At 66.1% G+C, this 17,077-nt stretch carries 14 protein-coding genes and 1 pseudogene; 6 read left to right on the plus strand and 9 right to left on the minus strand.

The window, feature by feature from the left end:
• The first annotated feature begins 11 nt into the window (after positions 1 to 11).
• Entirely contained in the window at positions 12 to 1,418 is a 1,407-nt protein-coding gene (gene atpD, locus HFK18_RS07650; RefSeq protein ID WP_089237045.1) for a F0F1 ATP synthase subunit beta, read from the plus strand.
• 112 nt (positions 1,419 to 1,530) lie between these two features.
• Positions 1,531 to 1,953, plus strand: coding sequence for a F0F1 ATP synthase subunit epsilon (locus tag HFK18_RS07655; RefSeq protein ID WP_025877355.1), 423 nt, complete (start codon positions 1,531 to 1,533; stop codon positions 1,951 to 1,953).
• A 77-nt stretch (positions 1,954 to 2,030) separates the two neighbouring features.
• Here the strand turns inward: HFK18_RS07655 and HFK18_RS07660 are convergent, their stop codons facing one another.
• Positions 2,031 to 2,414, minus strand: a complete 384-nt coding sequence (locus HFK18_RS07660; RefSeq protein ID WP_099820577.1) for a GtrA family protein — start codon at positions 2,412 to 2,414, stop codon at positions 2,031 to 2,033.
• A gap of 79 nt (positions 2,415 to 2,493) precedes the next feature.
• Between HFK18_RS07660 and glmU the strand changes: the two genes are divergently transcribed.
• Positions 2,494 to 3,861 carry a bifunctional UDP-N-acetylglucosamine diphosphorylase/glucosamine-1-phosphate N-acetyltransferase GlmU gene (glmU, locus tag HFK18_RS07665; RefSeq protein WP_180165517.1) on the plus strand — a complete coding sequence of 456 codons (1,368 nt, stop codon included), beginning with the start codon at positions 2,494 to 2,496 and terminating at the stop codon, positions 3,859 to 3,861.
• Entirely contained in the window at positions 3,830 to 4,363 is a 534-nt protein-coding gene (locus HFK18_RS07670) for a GNAT family N-acetyltransferase (protein WP_180165519.1), read from the plus strand. Before glmU ends, HFK18_RS07670 begins: the two co-directional genes overlap by 32 nt.
• Before the next feature lie 134 nt (positions 4,364 to 4,497).
• On the opposite strand, the pseudogene HFK18_RS07675 reads toward HFK18_RS07670, so the two are convergent.
• From HFK18_RS07675 to HFK18_RS07705, 7 genes and pseudogenes are all read right to left on the minus strand, one after another.
• Positions 4,498 to 5,931: pseudogene (locus HFK18_RS07675) on the minus strand (ATP-binding protein); the annotation flags it as partial.
• Positions 5,856 to 7,202 (minus strand): sigma-54 dependent transcriptional regulator, encoded by a 1,347-nt coding sequence (locus HFK18_RS07680; RefSeq protein WP_099820581.1) that lies wholly within the window; start codon positions 7,200 to 7,202, stop codon positions 5,856 to 5,858. The pseudogene HFK18_RS07675 and the gene HFK18_RS07680, both read right to left, overlap by 76 nt.
• Before the next feature lie 136 nt (positions 7,203 to 7,338).
• Positions 7,339 to 7,725, minus strand: coding sequence for a PDZ domain-containing protein (locus HFK18_RS07685; protein ID WP_180165523.1), 387 nt, complete (start codon positions 7,723 to 7,725; stop codon positions 7,339 to 7,341).
• 1 nt (position 7,726) lies between these two features.
• Positions 7,727 to 8,941, minus strand: coding sequence for an FtsX-like permease family protein (locus tag HFK18_RS07690; RefSeq protein WP_180165525.1), 1,215 nt, complete (start codon positions 8,939 to 8,941; stop codon positions 7,727 to 7,729).
• Positions 8,942 to 8,962: 21 nt separating this feature from the next.
• Positions 8,963 to 10,267: an ABC transporter permease gene (locus HFK18_RS07695; RefSeq protein ID WP_180165527.1), complete on the minus strand. Its 1,305-nt coding sequence runs from the start codon at positions 10,265 to 10,267 to the stop codon at positions 8,963 to 8,965.
• Positions 10,268 to 10,277: 10 nt separating this feature from the next.
• A complete protein-coding gene (locus HFK18_RS07700; RefSeq protein WP_032976565.1) occupies positions 10,278 to 11,000 on the minus strand; it encodes an ABC transporter ATP-binding protein in 723 nt (240 codons plus the stop codon).
• Positions 11,001 to 11,031: 31 nt separating this feature from the next.
• Complete coding sequence (locus HFK18_RS07705) at positions 11,032 to 12,309, minus strand: efflux RND transporter periplasmic adaptor subunit (RefSeq protein ID WP_180165529.1); 1,278 nt, start codon at positions 12,307 to 12,309, stop codon at positions 11,032 to 11,034.
• Positions 12,310 to 12,525: 216 nt separating this feature from the next.
• Between HFK18_RS07705 and glmS the strand changes: the two genes are divergently transcribed.
• Positions 12,526 to 14,364 (plus strand): glutamine--fructose-6-phosphate transaminase (isomerizing), encoded by a 1,839-nt coding sequence (gene glmS, locus HFK18_RS07710; RefSeq protein WP_180165531.1) that lies wholly within the window; start codon positions 12,526 to 12,528, stop codon positions 14,362 to 14,364.
• A gap of 313 nt (positions 14,365 to 14,677) precedes the next feature.
• On the opposite strand, the gene HFK18_RS07715 is transcribed toward glmS, so the two are convergent.
• Complete coding sequence (locus tag HFK18_RS07715; RefSeq protein ID WP_180165532.1) at positions 14,678 to 15,454, minus strand: helix-turn-helix transcriptional regulator; 777 nt, start codon at positions 15,452 to 15,454, stop codon at positions 14,678 to 14,680.
• Positions 15,455 to 15,550: 96 nt separating this feature from the next.
• Between HFK18_RS07715 and HFK18_RS07720 the strand changes: the two genes are divergently transcribed.
• Positions 15,551 to 17,017 carry a TolC family protein gene (locus HFK18_RS07720; protein ID WP_180165534.1) on the plus strand — a complete coding sequence of 489 codons (1,467 nt, stop codon included), beginning with the start codon at positions 15,551 to 15,553 and terminating at the stop codon, positions 17,015 to 17,017.
• Positions 17,018 to 17,077: the final 60 nt, after the last annotated feature.

Consider the following 17,077-nt stretch of genomic DNA (forward strand, 5'->3'; position numbering starts at 1 on the left):
AGGATGCAGCAATGAGTCAGGGCAAGATCGTTCAGATCATCGGCGCCGTCGTCGACGTCGAATTCCCCCGCGAGTCGGTGCCGAAGGTGTACCACGCGCTGAAGGTGGACAACACCGAAATCACCCTGGAAGTGCAGCAGCAGCTCGGTGACGGCGTGGTCCGCTGCATCGCGCTGGGCTCCACCGATGGCCTGAAGCGCAACCTGGTGGCCACCAACACCGAGCGCGGCATCTCCGTGCCGGTCGGCGCTGGCACCCTGGGCCGCATCATGGACGTGCTCGGCCGTCCGATCGACGAAGCCGGTCCGGTCGCCGCCAGCGACACCTGGGAAATCCACCGTGCTGCTCCGTCGTACGAAGACCAGTCCCCGGCCACCGAGCTGCTGGAAACCGGCATCAAGGTCATCGACCTGATGTGCCCGTTCGCCAAGGGCGGCAAGGTCGGCCTGTTCGGCGGCGCCGGCGTCGGCAAGACCGTCAACATGATGGAACTGATCAACAACATCGCCAAGGCGCACAGCGGTCTGTCCGTGTTCGCCGGCGTGGGTGAGCGTACCCGTGAGGGCAACGACTTCTACCACGAGATGAAGGACTCCAACGTCCTGGACAAGGTCGCGATGGTGTACGGCCAGATGAACGAGCCGCCGGGCAACCGTCTGCGCGTCGCCCTGACCGGCCTGACCATGGCCGAGTACTTCCGCGACGAGAAGGACGAGAACGGCAAGGGCAAGGACGTGCTGCTGTTCGTCGACAACATCTACCGCTACACCCTGGCCGGTACCGAAGTGTCGGCACTGCTGGGTCGTATGCCGTCGGCCGTGGGTTACCAGCCGACCCTGGCCGAGGAAATGGGCGTCCTGCAGGAGCGCATCACCTCGACCAAGAATGGTTCGATCACCTCGATCCAGGCCGTCTACGTGCCGGCCGATGACTTGACCGATCCGTCGCCGGCGACCACCTTCGCCCACTTGGACTCGACCGTGACCCTGTCGCGTTCGATCGCTTCGCTGGGTATCTACCCGGCGGTCGATCCGCTGGATTCCACCAGCCGCCAGATGGACCCGCTGGTCATCGGCCACGAGCACTACGACACCGCCCAGCGCGTCCAGCAGACCCTGCAGAAGTACAAGGAACTGAAGGACATCATCGCCATCCTGGGCATGGACGAACTGTCCGAAGAAGACAAGCAGGCCGTGTCGCGCGCCCGCAAGATCGAGCGCTTCTTCAGCCAGCCGTTCCACGTGGCCGAAGTGTTCACCGGCTCGCCGGGCAAGTACGTGTCGCTGAAGGACACCATCCGTGGCTTCAAGGCCATCGTCGATGGCGAGTACGACCACCTGCCGGAGCAGGCGTTCTACATGGTCGGCAGCATCGAAGAAGCGGTCGAGAAGGCCAAGAAGATGGCCGAGAAGGCCTGATGCGGCAGGGACGGGCACACGCCCGTCCCGACCGTGACACGGGGTGGGCCTGCGCCCACCGCTGCGGAATCCCTGCGGTGGGTTCGACCCGCCCCCTAGCGAAGAGAGTTACATGAGCACCATCCGTTGCGACATCGTCAGCGCCGAGCAGGAAATCTTCCGTGGCGAAGCGACCCTGGTCGTGGCCACCGGTGAGCTGGGCGAACTGGGCATCGCGCCCAAGCACGCACCGCTGATCACCCGCCTGAAGCCGGGCAAGGTGGTAGTGACCACGCCGAGCGGCGAGCAGCTGGATTTCGCCATTTCCGGCGGCATCCTGGAAGTGCAGCCGCAGGTGGTGACCGTGCTGGCCGACACCGCGATCCGCGCACAGGACATCGACGAAGCCTCGGTCCGCAAGGCCAAGGAAGAAGCCGAGCGCATCCTGGCCAACCGTGGCGAAGCGATGGAAGTGGCCGAAGCCCAGCAGAAGCTGGCCGAAGCCGTTGTCCAGCTGCAGGCGCTGGAGCGCCTGCGAAAGACACTCAAGCACTGAGGTCCAGCGCCATCAAGCAGGAACGCCGGCCACGTGCCGGCGTTTTTGTATGTGCCGACGACGCAGCGGAAACGCCGTTACCGGTACACGACGTGGCGCAGCAGCAGGAAAGACACCACCGCCAGGCCCGCTTCCACCAGCGGCTTTGCCAGCCAGGCGTCCTGCAGGCCCAGCGCATGGTCGGCGGCGGCCACCAGCAGCGTGCTGGCCGTGGTCAGCAGCAACCACAGCGGCAGGAATCGCGCGAAGCGGCGCCACCCCAGGCGTTGTCCGTTGGCGTCGGCGAAGGTGATGCGTCCATTGAGCCAGAAACCCAGCAGCATGCCGGCCACGCGTCCGCAGACGTTGCCGGGCGCAGCAGGCATGCCGGCGGCCGTCGCCAGGACGAATACCGCCCAGTCCAGCAGCAGCTGCAGCACGCCGATGATGAGATAGGAACGGCCTTGGCGGAGCAGGCTCATGGCGCCGGGGTCATGGTGGGGGCTCCATGTTAACGGCCCTCGTTCTAGAATCACCGCCATCGAATCGTGGACCGCCCGCATGACCCAACCCCTGCACGTCATCATCCTCGCCGCTGGCGCCGGCAAGCGCATGAAATCGGTGCTGCCCAAGGTCCTGCAGCCGATTGCCGGGCAACCGATGCTGGCGCATGTGATCGCCACCGCGCGCGAACTGCAGCCGGCTGCCATCCATGTGGTGTACGGCCACGGCGGGGACCAGGTGCGCAGCTATTTTGCCGACCAGCCGGACCTGTTGTGGGCTGAACAAGCGCAGCAGCTGGGTACTGGCCACGCCGTGGCCCAGGCCATGCCGGAGGTGCCCGACGCCGCACAGGTGCTGGTGTTGTACGGCGATGTGCCGTTGATCCGTGCGCAGACCCTGCGCGAGCTGCTGGCCCAGCCGGGCCGGCTGGCGGTGCTGGTTGCCGATGTCGACGATCCCACCGGCTATGGTCGCGTGCTGCGCGACGCCGAAGGCAAGGTGGGAGCGATCGTCGAGCAGAAGGACGCCGATGACGAACAGCGACGGGTGCGCATCATCAACACCGGCATCATCACTGCCGAATCGACCGCGCTGCGCCGCTGGCTGTCGCAGCTGTCCAACAGCAACGCGCAGGGCGAGTACTACCTGACCGATGTGTTCGCCTTCGCCGCCCGCGAGTTCACTCCGGCGGAGATGGCCCTGGTGGCCGATGCGCAGGACGCGGAAGGCGCGAACGATCCCTGGCAGCTCTCGCAGCTGGAACGCGCCTGGCAACGACGCGCGGTGCGCGCGCTGTGCATCCAGGGCGCGCGCGTGCGGGATCCGGCACGGGTGGATATCCGTGGTGAGGTGATCGTCGGCAGAGACGTGATGATCGATGTCGATGTGATCCTTGAAGGCAAGGTGGTGCTCGGTGATGGCGTGACCGTCGGCCCGTTCACCCGGCTGAAGGACGTCACCCTTGGCGCGGGCACCGAAGTGCGCGCGCACTGCGATGTCGAAGGCGTCGTCAGCGAGGGCGCGGCCCAGATCGGCCCGTTCGCGCGGCTGCGCCCGGGCACGGTGCTGGCCGATGGCGTGCACGTGGGCAACTTCGTGGAAACCAAGAAGGTCACCCTGGGGGTAGGCAGCAAGGCCAACCACCTGACCTACCTGGGCGATGCGGTGATCGGCAGCAAGGTCAACATCGGTGCGGGCACCATCACCTGCAACTACGACGGCGTGAACAAGTCGACCACCACCATCGGCGACAACGCCTTCATCGGCTCCAACAGTTCGCTGGTGGCGCCGGTGTTGATCGGTGAAGGGGCGACGATTGCTGCAGGTTCGGTCATCACCCGCACTGCGCCGGATGGCAAGCTGACCGTGGCGCGCGCGCGCCAGGAAACGATCGATGGCTGGCAGCGTCCCATCAAGAAGAGCTGAGCCGAGGCCACCGCGCGTCGACGAGCTCGACGCGTTGCGCCGCATCGAACAGCGTGCGGGCGAACTGCTGCGCGGGCACGAGGCGTACCCGGTGTTCGCCGACCATGGACTGGACCTGCTCACGTTGGAGGCTGGACTGCAGCGTGGTCTGTTGTGGATCATCGAAGGCGCCGATGGCGGCATCGCCGGCTACCTGCTGGGCGGTGCGCTCGACGGTGATTTCCATGTGCTGCAGATGGATGTGGATCCCAGCCACGCGCGGCGTGGCTACGGGCGAGCGCTGCTGCGCCATGCGCTGGCCGAGGCCAAGGTACGTGGCTACGCGGCCGCAGTGCTGACGACGCTGTTCGATGTGCCGTGGAATGCGCCTTTCTATGCCAGCGAAGGATTCAACGTGCTGCCGGAGGCAGGGTGGGGCGCGGGCCTGCGAGGGGTGATGGCCGAGGAAGCGGGGCTGGGGTTCCCGATGCACCTGCGGGTGGCAATGCGACGGGTGCTTTAGTTTTGCTTCTTCTGTTGATTGCTGATGGTTGCTCATCTTTCATGGGTGTCACTTTTCTTTTCGCGCGAAAAGAAAAGTGACACCCATGAACAATGATCAACCTTCAGCAATCAACAGAAGAAGGAAGGACAAACCTACCCCACCGGCAACAGGATCGACACACACAGTCCGCCGTCGGTGCGGTTCTGCAGCGATACCCTGCCACCGTGCGCCTCGACGATCTCGCGGGTGAGTGCCAGCCCCAGGCCGGTGCCATTGCGCTTGGTCGAATAGAACGGCATCAGCGCATTCTGCAGCACCTGCTCGTTCATGCCCTTGCCACGGTCCAGCACATCCAGCCGCAACCACTGCGGCAGCCGGGTCAGCTGCACCTGCACGTCGTCGTTCGGCGGATCTGCTTCGGCGCAGGCCTCGTGCGCGTTCTTCAGCAGGTTGAGCAGGGCCTGGCCGAACTGCGCGATGTCGATCCGGCTGCTCAGCTCCTCGTCGGGTTCACGCTCCATCGTGAACGGAATCTGCTGGCACAGGCTGGACAGGAACGGCGCCCAGTGCACGGTCTGCAGCTGCGGCTGCGGCAGCTTGGCGAAACGCGCGTAGCCGCGGATGAAGCCTTCCAGGTGGCGTGCGCGGTCTTCGATGGTGGTGAAGATCTCCGGCAGCCGGTCAAAGCGCTCGCGCTTGACCAGTTCGCCACCGGAGTGCGCCAGCGATGCGATCGGCGCCAGCGAGTTGTTGAGTTCGTGGCTGATCACCCGGATCACCTTCTTCCAGGTCTGTACTTCCTGCCGGCGCAGTTCGGCAGTGAGCTGGCGCACCAGCAGCAGGTCATGCGGACGGCCGTTGAGCTGGAACGCGCGCCGCGACAGGTGATAGACCTGTTCGTCATCCTCGTCGCCCTCCACACCGTCTTCGTTTTCAGCTTTCACCGCGAACAGGCTGTCGCCGCCGCGGCTGATGGCATCGCGCAGCTCCACCGGCAGCTGCTCGAGTACGTCCTCCATGCGCTGGCCTTCCAGCTTCCAGCCGCCGTGCAGCAGCTTGCGCGCCGCCAGGTTGGAGAACACCACGCGGGAAATACCATCGCCACCGGCCGCAATCAGCAGCATCGCCACCGGTGTGTTCTGCACCATGGTGTCCAGCAGCAGTTCGCGCTGCACCAGGCCCTGGCGTTGTGCGCGCAGCACTTCGCCCAGTTCGCGGTGTGCCTGCACCAGGTCACCCAGTTCGTCATTGCCGGGCCAGTAGACGCCGAAGTTGTACTCACCGTCGCGGTAGCTGCTGGTGGTGCCGGACAGCGCCCGCATCAACGAGCGCACCGGTGCGGTGGCGCGGCGCAGCGTCCACCACATCAATGACAGCAGGATGATCGTGGAGACCGTGGTCACCACCCAGCCATGGTCCATCCAGTACGCCAGCAGCCACGGCAGCGCGGCAGCCAGCGCCAGCACCGGCAGCAGGCGCAGGAACAGGCGGAAGGTGAAGGAGCGTCGCTTCATTCGCGTGGGATACCGTGACGGTCCATGCGCCGGTACAGCGCCTGCCGGCTCAGTCCAAGTTCGTTGGCCGCCTGTGCGATGACCCCGTGGTTGCGCGCCAGCACTTCTTCGATGCGTGCGCGGTCGGGATCATTGCCGGCGCTTGGCGTCGGGCGCGGTGCCGCAGGCGCACGCGGCAGATTGAGATCGGCCACCTCGATGCGGTTGCCGGTGGCCAGCAGTTCGGCACGCTGGATCACGTTGCGCAGCTCGCGCACGTTGCCCGGCCACAGGTGTCGCTGCAGCGCCGTGGCCGCCGTGCTGGACAGCGGCTTGCCGATGCTGAGGAAATGCTCGGCCAACGGCACGATGTCGCCGGGGCGGTCGGCCAGCGGCGGCAGCGCCAGTTCCACCGTGTTGAGCCGGTAGTAGAGGTCTTCGCGGAACGTACCTTCGCGGATCATCGCCGGCAGATCGGCATTGGTCGCGCTGACCACGCGCACCTTGACCTGGCGTTCACGGTTGGAGCCCAGGCGTTCGAAGCGCCCGGTCTCCAGCACGCGCAGCAGCTTCATCTGCCCGCCCAGCGACAGGTTGCCGATTTCATCCAGGAACAGCGTGCCGCCGTCGGCCGCCTCGAACTTGCCTTCGCGCGCCTTGTTGGCGCCGGTATAGGCGCCGGCCTCGGCACCGAACAGTTCGGCCTCGATCAGTTCGGAGGGCAGGGCGCCGCAGTTCACCGCAACGAACGGGCCTTTGGCCACCAGCGAGTTGGCCTGGATGATCTGCGCGATCTTCTCCTTGCCCGCGCCATTGGGGCCGGTGATCAGCACCGGCAGCTCCGAACGCGCGACCTGGCAGGCCAGGGCGATCACCCGTTCGCTGGCGGGGTCGGCGAACACCGCGCCGCACAACGCGTACTTGTCTTCCAGTGCATGGCGCTGGCGTTGCTCGCGCTGGCGTCGCTGGTCCAGTTCGCGCCGCGCTTCGGACAGTTCCAGCAGGTTGTTGACCGTGGTCAGCAGCTTGCGGTCATCCCAGGGTTTGGCCAGGTAATCGGCGGCACCGGCCTTGACCAGGTCCACCGCGCTGCTCAGGTGGGTCCAGGCCGTCAGCAGGATCACCGGCAGATCGGGGTGGCGTTCGCGGATCTGCGCGAACAGCGCCTCGCCTTCCTCGCCGGAGGTGGTGTCCTCGCTGAAATTCATGTCCTGGATCACCAGGTCGACCGCCTGCGACTCCAGCAGCGCCAGCCCTTCGGCCGGGCTCTGCGCCAGCAGGGTGTCGATGTCGTGCAGGGAGAACAGCACGTCCAGCGCGGTTCCCACGCTGGCGTTGTCGTCGATGATGAGGATCGCGGGCATTCGGCGGCTTCTGGGAGGGCAGGGAAGCGCCGGAAAGCGTCGGCGCCGCGCACGGAAAAGGGTGGATGACGCCGGAGCTTTCGGCGCCACCCACCAAGCATAGCCAAACCGATGGCGGCGCAGGAGCCGCCGGGCCTCAGCGCCGTGGCGGAGGCGGGGGAGCCGGCGGTGGTGGTGGCGGCGTCAGCGCGGGGCGCCACTGGGCCACGTTCACCGGCACGGTGAGCATCCGCCCATCGCGCCGCAGCAGCAGGTAGACGGTGGCCGTCGATGCCGCCTGCATGGCATCGGCGAGCTGCTCGATCTGCCGCACCGGCGAATCGTCCACGCGCAGGATGCGGTCGCCGCTGCGCACACCGAAGCGGGCTTCCGGGCTGGCCACATCCACCCGCACCACGCCCTCGGTCGAGCGCAGCGCCAGCCGCGCATCGTCCTGGCGCCACTCCAGCGTCTGCGCGCTGCTGCTGCCGGCGAGTACCGGCAGCGGCAGGGCCAACAACACCAGCAGCAGGCCGGCGCGCATCTCACGCCCCCCGCGTGGCGACGGCAGGCGGCACGGCAGCGGCACGGCGGGCCGGGCCGAACACCGCGATCTGGCCCAGCATCCACAGCAGTACCGCGCCCAGCGGCAGGTACAGCAGCGGCATGCGCGGCAGCTCGTACATGTTCATCAGCGCCAGGTTGATGGCATAGGCCGCCAGCATGCCCAGCACGATGCCCAGCGTGGCCAGCAGGAAGTTCTCGGTCTGGAAGTAACGCAGGATCTGCCCACGGGTGGCGCCCAATGCGCGACGGATGCCGATCTGCTTGCTGCGCTGCTGCACCCAGAAGCTGGCCAGGCCGACGATGCCCAGTGCGGTGACCACCAGCAGCGCGATGCACACGGTAACCAGCAGGCCGACCATCGAGCGGTCGTTCTTGAAGTAGTCGGCACGCTGTTCCTGGTAGGTCAGTTTCTCGCGCACCAGGCGGTTGGGGTCGTTGTGCTCCAGCGCGGCCAGCGCACCCTTCAGCACTTCATCGCGGCGTTCCGGCGAAGTGCGCAGCATGTACGGGCCGCGGGTGAAGTCGGTACGCACCGGCAGCATCATCGACAGGGTGCTGTTGTCGTTGTAGTCGGTGGGGGTGGCCAGGTGGGCGACCACGCCGACCACATGCAGCGCCTGGTTGCCCATGTAGAACGTCTTGCCCAGCGCGCTCTGGTCCGGGTACATCTTTGCAGCGACCTGCTGGTTGATGATCACCGGCGCGGCGCGGTCCGGCTTGGGATTCTTCTGCGCCTCCTCGTAGTCGATGTACTCGCTGGGCAGGAAATCGCGGCCGGCGACCAGCTGCAGGCCCAGTGTCGGCAGAGCGTTCTCGCTGAACATGTACAGTGAAACGAAGGCGGTGGGGCGTTCCTGGTCACGTTCGCGCGAGATGCTGGTGTTGCTCGAGTTGCGGCGGAACGGCAGCTGGTTGACCTTGGTCACGTTGGTCACGCCGGGGATTGCGCGCAGCGACGCGAGGTCTTCGTTGGTGCGGGCCATGGCGTTGGTCTGCTTGCCGATGCCGTTGACCCGGACCATCACCAGTTCGTTCTCGACCAGGCCGCTGGGCTGGCTGATCTTTTCCACGCGCTGGGTGACCAGGAAAAGCGCATTGCAGACGATGGCGCAGGTGAGGGCGATTTCCAGCACGATCAATGCGGCTGCGGTCTTGTGCCGGCGCAGGGTGCTGAGGATGGGGCGGATGTCCATGGGAAGTCCTCGTTCTCGTGCTTACTGCGACTTGAGCTGGATGGCCGGGGTGACCTGCATCGCGCGCCAGGCGGGCAGGAAGCCGGCAGCGATGCTGGCGAGCAGGGTCAGGCCGAGGGAGAGCAGCAGCATGCTGCCGTCCAGGTGGGCCAGCTTGGCGTAGTCCACCGGCTGCTGGCGTACCGCGTACAGGCCCAGCAGCGCCAGGCCGATACCGAGCACGCCACCGACCACGCCCACCGCACCCGCTTCGACCAGGCACTGCAGGAAGATCTGCCCGCGGCTGGCGCCCAGTGCGCGACGCACACCGATTTCACCGCTGCGGCGCAGGAACTTGGCCAGCAGCAGGCCGACGGTGTTGACCAGGCAGACACCGAGGAAACCCAGCGCCAGCCACATCTGCAGGCGCACGTCGCTGGGCACTGCATTGTTGAAGGTCAGCCACTCCATCACGCTGCGCAGGCGCACGTTGGCAGGGCGTTCGAAACGGCCGGCAGCCCGCTGCTGGTCGGAATAGTTGACCAGATAGCGGCGGTAGTCCTCGGCCTTGGACGGGTCAAGCTCCACCCAGTACTGGATCCAGGTACACGGAGCGTTGATCGAATTGCTGTCGTCGTCGGGGGCGCCGTCGCGGAAGCAGTTCATGTTGCCGTTGCTGCCGAACTTCAGGTCCATCGCGGTGGACAGCGGCATCATCAGATCCTCTTCGCGGCCGTAGTTGCCCACGGTCAGGTCGAAGAAGTGCGGTTCTGGATTCCAGGTGTCCATCACGCCGATCACGCGCAGGGAATGGCCATCGACACGGACCTGGCGGCCGACACTGTCCGCACCCTGGAACAGCTTGTCGTTGATCACCTTGGACAGCACCACCACGCGGGCGCGGCCGTCATCGTCGCTGGCCGTCCAGGCGCGGCCATACAGCATTGGCACGTTGAACATCGGGAAGAAATCGGCCGAGGTCCAGCGCGTATCGATGTTGAACGGCTTCAACGTGCTGCCTTCCGGCTCGACGGTCACATCGCCGGCACTCATCATCGCCTGGCGCTCACCACGCTTCTCGCGCAGCAGCGTTTCGGCATCGAAACGGGTCATCTGGGTCTCCGGCTCTTCGCCGGTCAGGTAACCCGAGCGCGGGCGCGGATCGACCTGTACGTAGAACAGGCGGTCGCTCTTGTCCGGGATCGGATCGCCGGACAGCACATGGAACACGGTCAGCGTGGTCATCGAAGCACCGATGCCCAGCGCGATGGCCACCACCATCAGCGCGGTCAGTACCTTGTTGCGGCGGAAGCTGCGCACCGCCAGTCGGGCGTAGTAGGCGAACATGGTCGTGCCCTCACTCGTTGACGGCGACGATGCGACGCGGGGTGGCCAGCACCGGCTCGCGCACCAGGTCGGTGACCTGGCCGTCGACGATGTGTACGTTGCGCTGCGCGCGTGCGGCCAGTTCCGGGTCGTGGGTGACCATCACGATGGTGGTGCCGGCGGCGTTGATCTCCTCCAGCAGTTCCATCACCCCGCGCGCCATCTGCGTGTCCAGGTTGCCGGTCGGTTCGTCGGCCAGCAACAGGCGCGGGCTGCCGGCCAGGGCACGGGCAATCGCCGCGCGCTGCTGCTGGCCGCCGGAGAGTTCGTTCGGGTAGTGCTTCATGCGCGAGCCCAGGCCGACCTGGCTCAGTGCCTTCTCGATGCGCTCGCGGCGCTCGCCGGCACTCATCTTGCGGTAGCGCAGCGGCACGTCCACGTTGTCGAACAGGTTGAGGTCCGGAATCAGGTTGAAGCCCTGGAAGATGAAGCCGATCTTCTGGTTGCGCAGGCGGCTGCGCGCATCATCGCCAAGCTTGCTGACGTCCTGGCCATCCAGCATGTAGGTGCCGCTGGTGAAGGTTTCCAGCAGGCCGGCGATGTTGAGGAAAGTGGTCTTGCCGGAGCCGGACGGACCGGTGACGGCGACGAACTCGCCTTCCTTGACCTGCAGTTCCAGTGAACGCAGCGCGTGGGTTTCCACCTGTTCGGTACGGAAGACCTTGGCGACCGAACGCATTTCGAGCATGTACATGGGGTGTCCTCTCTCCAGGATGTATGGGTTGTCAGTTGACGGAGACGCGTTCGGCGTCCTTGAACAGGTCGCTGCCCGAGACCACGATGCGGTCCCCCGGCTGCACACCCGACTTGATTTCCACTTCGCCCAGGCTGCTGACGCCCAGTTCGATCGGACGGCGCACCGCAGTGCGGCCATCCATCACGTACGCCACGCCGTTGCCCTGTTCCACGAACGGGCCACGCTCGACCTTCATGACATTCCTGCGGGTATCCAGCAGCACCCGCACCGACATCCGCTGGCTCTGGCGCAGGCCTTCCGGCTGGGCTGCGGCGAAGCGGACGCGCGCGTTGACCTCGCCATTGACCACTTCCGGCGACACCGCACTGATCTCGCCCGGGAACGGCTGGCCATTACCACCGGTCAACTGCGCCGGCATGCCGATCGCCAGATCGCGCGCGAAGCTTTCCGGCACCTTGATTTCGACTTCGAACTTGGACAGGTCGACCACGCCCAGCACCGGCGCGTTGGCGGCCAGGTTGGTGGACTGAACAGCCTGCACTTGGCCGACCTGGCCATCGAACGGTGCGCGCAGGGTCAGTGCGTCGACCTGGCGCCGCACTTCGGCCACCACGGCCTTCTGGCGGTCGGCCAGCAAGCGCTTGTTGCGTGCGTCCAGATCCGCGCCCTGGCTCTGCAGCCGCGCATCGGTGGTGGCATTGGCCAGGCTGATGTCGGCCTTCTTCAGGGTGTCCTGGGCCTTGGCCAGATCGATCTGCGGCACCGCACCGCCATCGAAGCCGCGCTGGTAGCGCTGCAGGTCGCGGTCGGCGGCCTGGCGCTCGATGCTGGCCTGGTCGGTTTCCTTACGCGACTTGGCACGGGCCAGGGTGGCATCCAGGTTGGCACGGCTGGCCTCGGCTTCCAGACCGGCCAGGGTGGCCTCCTCCTGGGCGAGCTTGCTGCGCAGCTCGGGGCTGTCGATGATCGCCAGCTCCTGGCCCTTCTTGACCACGTCACCTGCCACGACCTTCAGGTCGACGGTGCCGGCGGAGATCGCATACAGCACCGGGCTGTTGGCGGCGATCACGCGGCCGTCGGCGGCGATGTCGCGCACCAGGTCGCCGCGCTGCACTTCGGCCACGCGTACCCGGCTGCTGTCGAACGAGCGGCTGGCGTTGGACCAGGCATGCACGGCCCAGCCGATGCCGGCGAGCAGGGCGATGCCAGCCAGCGCCGGCCAGCGGTAGCGGTGCCATGCGGCCTTGGGAGCACTGGCCGAAGCGGAGGAAACGATCTGGTCCTGGGCGGAGGTGTCGCGGATCATCGGGTTCGTGCCTGTCGGTGGTGCCAGAGTGGTGCCCTACACAAAGCACACAGCGTGCCAACTTTATTTCCTTTTCCATCAATGATTTGCAGAGGCGGCACTACTGTCCGGGTGTCCGCGGACACCTTTCCGGACACTTTCATTAAGCGGACAGGAGGGGGGGCTGGCGGACACGCAGGCTAGAATGCGCCGACCGTCTTCAAGGAAATGCGTGACATGTGTGGAATCGTAGGTGCGATCGCCCAACGGGATGTGGTGCCGGTCCTGATCGAAGGACTGAAGCGACTGGAATACCGTGGTTACGATTCCTCCGGTATCGCCGTGATCGACCATGCCGAGCGCGCTGACGTGCGCCGCGTGCGCCGCACCGGACGTGTCTCTGAAATGGCCACCGCTGCCGAGGCCGAAGGCTTCACTGCCAGCCTCGGCATCGGCCACACGCGGTGGGCCACCCATGGCGGTGTCACCGAGGCGAACGCGCATCCGCACATCAGCCATGGCGTGGCGCTGGTGCACAACGGCATCATCGAAAACCATGAAGAACAGCGCGAGAAGCTGCGCGCGCTGGGCTACACCTTCGAGTCGCAGACCGACACCGAAGTGATCGCCCACCTGATTCATCACCATCTGAAGAACGGCGATGACCTGCTGGTCGCGCTGCAGCACACGGTCAAGGAACTGACTGGTGCCTATGCACTGGCCGTGATCAGCCGTGCCGAGCCGGAACGTTTCGTCTGCGCGCGCATGGGCTGCCCGCTGCTTGTGGGTCTGGGCGAGGGCGAGAACTTCGTGGCGTCCGATGTGTCGGCCGTACTGTCGGCCACGCGCAAGGTGATCTTCCTGGAAGAGGGCGACACTGCCGAGATCCGCCGTGATGGGGTGAGCATCTTCGACGGCAACGATCAGCCGATCGATCGCGATGTGCATCTCTCCGATGTCTCGCTGGCCTCGCTGGAACTGGGCCCGTACCGCCACTTCATGCAGAAGGAAATCCACGAGCAGCCGCGCGCACTGGGCGACACCATCGAAGCGGCGATCGACGCCGGTGGCTTCCCGGCTGAACTGTTCGGCAAGAATGCCGAAGCGGTGCTGTCGGGCATCGAGGGCGTGCAGATCCTGGCCTGCGGTACCAGTTACTACTCGGGCCTGACCGCGCGCTACTGGATCGAGGCCATCGCCGGCCTGCCGTGCAGCGTGGAGATCGCCAGCGAGTACCGCTATCGCGCCGCGTATGCCAATCCCAAGCACCTGATCGTGACCATTTCCCAGTCCGGCGAAACGCTGGATACGATGGAAGCGCTGAAGTACGCCAAGTCGCTGGGCCACAAGCACACGCTGTCGATCTGCAACGTGCCGGAAAGCGCGATTCCGCGCGCCAGCGAACTGGTCTGTTACACCCGCGCCGGTGCCGAGATCGGCGTGGCGTCGACCAAGGCCTTCACCACCCAGCTGGCCGCGCTGTTCCAGCTGACCGTGGTGCTGGGCAAGCTGCATGGCCGCGTTGATGCCGCACAGGAAGCGGACTACCTGGAGCAGCTGCGTTTCCTGCCGGGCAGTGTGCAGCATGCGTTGAACATGGAGCCGCAGATCGCCGCGTGGGCCGAGCGCTTCGCGCGCAAGAGCAGTGCGCTGTTCCTGGGCCGTGGCCTGCATTATCCGATCGCCCTGGAAGGCGCGCTGAAACTGAAGGAAATCTCGTACATCCACGCCGAGGCCTACCCGGCCGGCGAACTCAAGCACGGGCCGCTGGCGCTGGTGGACGAGGACATGCCGGTGGTGGTGATCGCGCCCAACGACAGCCTGCTGGAGAAGGTCAAATCCAACATGCAGGAAGTGCGTGCGCGTGGCGGCGAGCTGTTCGTGTTCGCCGACCAGGACAGCAATTTCAACGAGTCCGAAGGCGTGCACGTGATCCGCACCCCGCGCCATGCCGGCGTGCTCAGCCCGGTGGTGCACACCATCCCGGTGCAGTTGCTGGCGTACCACACCGCATTGGCGCGCGGCACCGACGTGGACAAGCCGCGCAACCTGGCCAAGAGCGTGACGGTGGAGTAAGGCCGGACGTGGCTGGCGGGTGATGTGCTGCCCGCGATGTGTTCGCTGTATGGAGTAGGCAAGCCTCAGGCCGCCTGAACGACCGTGTATTCCACGACGTGCTGATCAAGAACGAGGGGCGAGGGCGCGGTTGCTCTCGCCCTTCTGCATTTCTGCGGTGATTCGATATCGCCTTGGCAATCCGGACCGCTGGTGACTGGAGCAGAAGGCGGCGGCCCGCATCATCCACACCGGCCAGACTGCACGCCACCGGCAAGAGCAGAGGCTTCGGCGGCGCGCACCGCAGGGAATACGTCGAACCAGTCTGCGCGGTTCATGCTTTGGAAACCAGGTATTCGGTGGGCGACACCCCAAGCGAGCGGCGGAACATCGCCGAGAAGGCGCTGGGGCTCAGATAACCGTGCTCCAGCGACACTTCCAGGATGGATGCCCCCGAGGCCAGGCGGGGCAGGCTGAGCAGCAGGCACATCCGCCGCCGCCAGTCGCCGAAACTCATCCCGACCTCGCGGTGGAACAGCCGTGCCACCGTCCGCCCGCTGACGTGCATCCGGGCGGCCAGATCGTCCAGCGTTACAGGCTCGGCAGGCTCGGCGATCATCCATTCGCACAGACGCAGCAGATGTGCGTTGCGCGGTAATGGAACGTGCAGTCCAAGCCGCGGCGCCACTTCGATCTCGTCCAGGATCAGCTCCATGATGCGGTGGTCCCGCCCACCATCGCGATAGTCCAGCGGTATGCCGGTGGCGGCGATGATGGCCTCACGCAGCAGCGCGGAGACCTCGATGACCTCGCAACCGGTGGGAAGGTCCGGCCGTATCCCGGGTGCAACGTAGATGGTCCGCATCGCGACATCGCCGGCAATGCGGATCCGATGCACTACGTCCTCCGGCATCCACACGGCCCTGCCGGATGGCACGACCCAGCTTCCCCCCGCGCTGATAACCGTCAACACCCCGGTCAGCGCGTGGATCAACTGCGCGCGCGCATGGCGGTGCGCGGCAATGTGTTCGCCGTGGAGATGCCGGGTGGCCAATGCCGCAACGGGGCGCTCGGTTGCGTGACATGCCCTGACAGTGCGTTTTCTGTCCATATCTAGACGATGGTAGTCCGGCAGGCGGGAGAAGGACAGCGTTGCGGGTGATGTGATGTGTGTCCTGGGCACACGCCACCCCAAGTACCCCCGCCAATGATTGTCTTCCGTCCTTTGCTGTTGTCTTTTCTGGTCTCTTCCGCGCTGTGTGGGTGCGCGGTCGGTCCCAGCAGTTCGCCGCATTCCACCCTCGCCCCGCCGCCGATGACTGTCGTCGACAACGACGCGATCACGGGGGCGCCCGCCGTGCCCCGATGGTGGCGCCTGTATGGCGATGCCACGCTGGATGCACTGGTCATCCAGGCACTGGAAAACAATCGCGATCTGCGGGTTGCGTCGGCCAACCTGCAGTCTGCCTACGCCGTGCTCCGCGAACGCCAGGGTGATCGGCTGCCGACCACTACGGTGTCCACCGATGTCGGCTATGGCAGCACGATGAGCGACCAGATCGCGGCCGCACTGGAGCAGACCGAGGTTCGCACCGGGCAACGCCACGGCGCGGGATTCGCAACCGGTTGGAGCCTGGATCTGTTCGGTCGGATTGCCCGATCCATCCAGGCGGCGCGGGCGGATGCCGAGGCGATCCAGGCCACCGAAGACAGCGTGCGGGTCGTCGTTGCCGCCGAAACCACGCGCGCCTACGTGGACAGTTGTGGCTACGCCTCGCGCGCCGGGATTGCCCACCGCTCGCTGGCCCTTGTCAGTCGCAGCCTGGCGCTGAAAACGGCCCAGCGCGATGCGGGGGATGCCACATCACTGGATGTCGCGCGTGCCGCTGCGCTGGTCGAACAGACACGCGCTGCCATTCCCGCGCTGGAGGCCGGTCGGCAGAATGCCCTGTATGCACTGGCCGTGCTTACCGGGAGGACGCCGGACGACCTGCCCGCAGACGCAACCAGCTGCGCCGCGGTTCCGCAGCTTGATACCCCGCTTCCGATCGGTGATGTCACCGCGCTGCTGCAGCGACGGCCGGACATCCGGGAGGCACAGCGCCGGCTGGAAGCCAGCACCGCGCGGATCGGCGTGGCTACCGCGAGCCTGTATCCCACGGTTTCCATTCTGGGCACCGTGGCCAGTTCGGCGCCGACGCCCGGCGGGTTGACCGATCACGGGTCGATTGCCTGGAACCTGGGCCCGGCCTTGTCCTGGCGCTTCCCGAACCGCAGCGCGGCGCGCGCGCAGATCGCCGATGCCGAAGCGCAGGAACACGCCGCGCTTGCGCGTTTCGATGCGGTGATCCTGGCCACATTGAAAGACGTGAAGCAGGCGCTGGCGACCTACCAGGCAGCACTGCGTCAGCACGCTGCGCTGAAGACAGCTGCTGTGCGGAGCGGTGAGGCGCTTCGGCTGGCGCAGGTGGGCCGAAGCGCCGGTGCCGTGAGCGAGCTGGACGTGCTCGAGGCGGAGCGCCGCGATGTCGAGACACAGGCCATGGCTGCCTCCGCCGAGGCGGAGGTCGCCGCCGACCAGATTGCGTTGTTCCGGTCGCTTGGTGGCGGCTGGGAGCAGGCGCCTGCCGTACATCTCCCCACCATTACCCGCAGCGATGACGCCGCGCGCTGATCCACCCTTTTCCCCCGCACTCCCCCGACAGACGACATGACAGACACAGACAATCCACGC

This window comes from Stenotrophomonas sp. SbOxS2, assembly GCF_013416715.1.
Lineage (GTDB): Bacteria > Pseudomonadota > Gammaproteobacteria > Xanthomonadales > Xanthomonadaceae > Stenotrophomonas > Stenotrophomonas lactitubi.

What these genes read in the sequence shown, in the direction of transcription:
- HFK18_RS07705 (WP_180165529.1), bottom strand. Translation starts at nt 12,309, where the DNA reads ATGATCCGCGACACCTCCGCCCAGGACCAGATCGTTTCCTCCGCTTCG.
- HFK18_RS07695 (WP_180165527.1), bottom strand. Translation starts at nt 10,267, where the DNA reads ATGTTCGCCTACTACGCCCGACTGGCGGTGCGCAGCTTCCGCCGCAAC.
- HFK18_RS07655 (WP_025877355.1), top strand. Translation starts at nt 1,531, where the DNA reads ATGAGCACCATCCGTTGCGACATCGTCAGCGCCGAGCAGGAAATCTTC.
- HFK18_RS07680 (WP_099820581.1), bottom strand. Translation starts at nt 7,202, where the DNA reads ATGCCCGCGATCCTCATCATCGACGACAACGCCAGCGTGGGAACCGCG.
- HFK18_RS07670 (WP_180165519.1), top strand. Translation starts at nt 3,830, where the DNA reads ATGGCTGGCAGCGTCCCATCAAGAAGAGCTGAGCCGAGGCCACCGCGC.
- HFK18_RS07685 (WP_180165523.1), bottom strand. Translation starts at nt 7,725, where the DNA reads ATGCGCGCCGGCCTGCTGCTGGTGTTGTTGGCCCTGCCGCTGCCGGTA.
- HFK18_RS07660 (WP_099820577.1), bottom strand. Translation starts at nt 2,414, where the DNA reads ATGAGCCTGCTCCGCCAAGGCCGTTCCTATCTCATCATCGGCGTGCTG.
- glmS (WP_180165531.1), top strand. Translation starts at nt 12,526, where the DNA reads ATGTGTGGAATCGTAGGTGCGATCGCCCAACGGGATGTGGTGCCGGTC.
- HFK18_RS07700 (WP_032976565.1), bottom strand. Translation starts at nt 11,000, where the DNA reads ATGTACATGCTCGAAATGCGTTCGGTCGCCAAGGTCTTCCGTACCGAA.
- HFK18_RS07690 (WP_180165525.1), bottom strand. Translation starts at nt 8,941, where the DNA reads ATGGACATCCGCCCCATCCTCAGCACCCTGCGCCGGCACAAGACCGCA.
- atpD (WP_089237045.1), top strand. Translation starts at nt 12, where the DNA reads ATGAGTCAGGGCAAGATCGTTCAGATCATCGGCGCCGTCGTCGACGTC.
- HFK18_RS07715 (WP_180165532.1), bottom strand. Translation starts at nt 15,454, where the DNA reads ATGGACAGAAAACGCACTGTCAGGGCATGTCACGCAACCGAGCGCCCC.
- glmU (WP_180165517.1), top strand. Translation starts at nt 2,494, where the DNA reads ATGACCCAACCCCTGCACGTCATCATCCTCGCCGCTGGCGCCGGCAAG.
- HFK18_RS07720 (WP_180165534.1), top strand. Translation starts at nt 15,551, where the DNA reads ATGATTGTCTTCCGTCCTTTGCTGTTGTCTTTTCTGGTCTCTTCCGCG.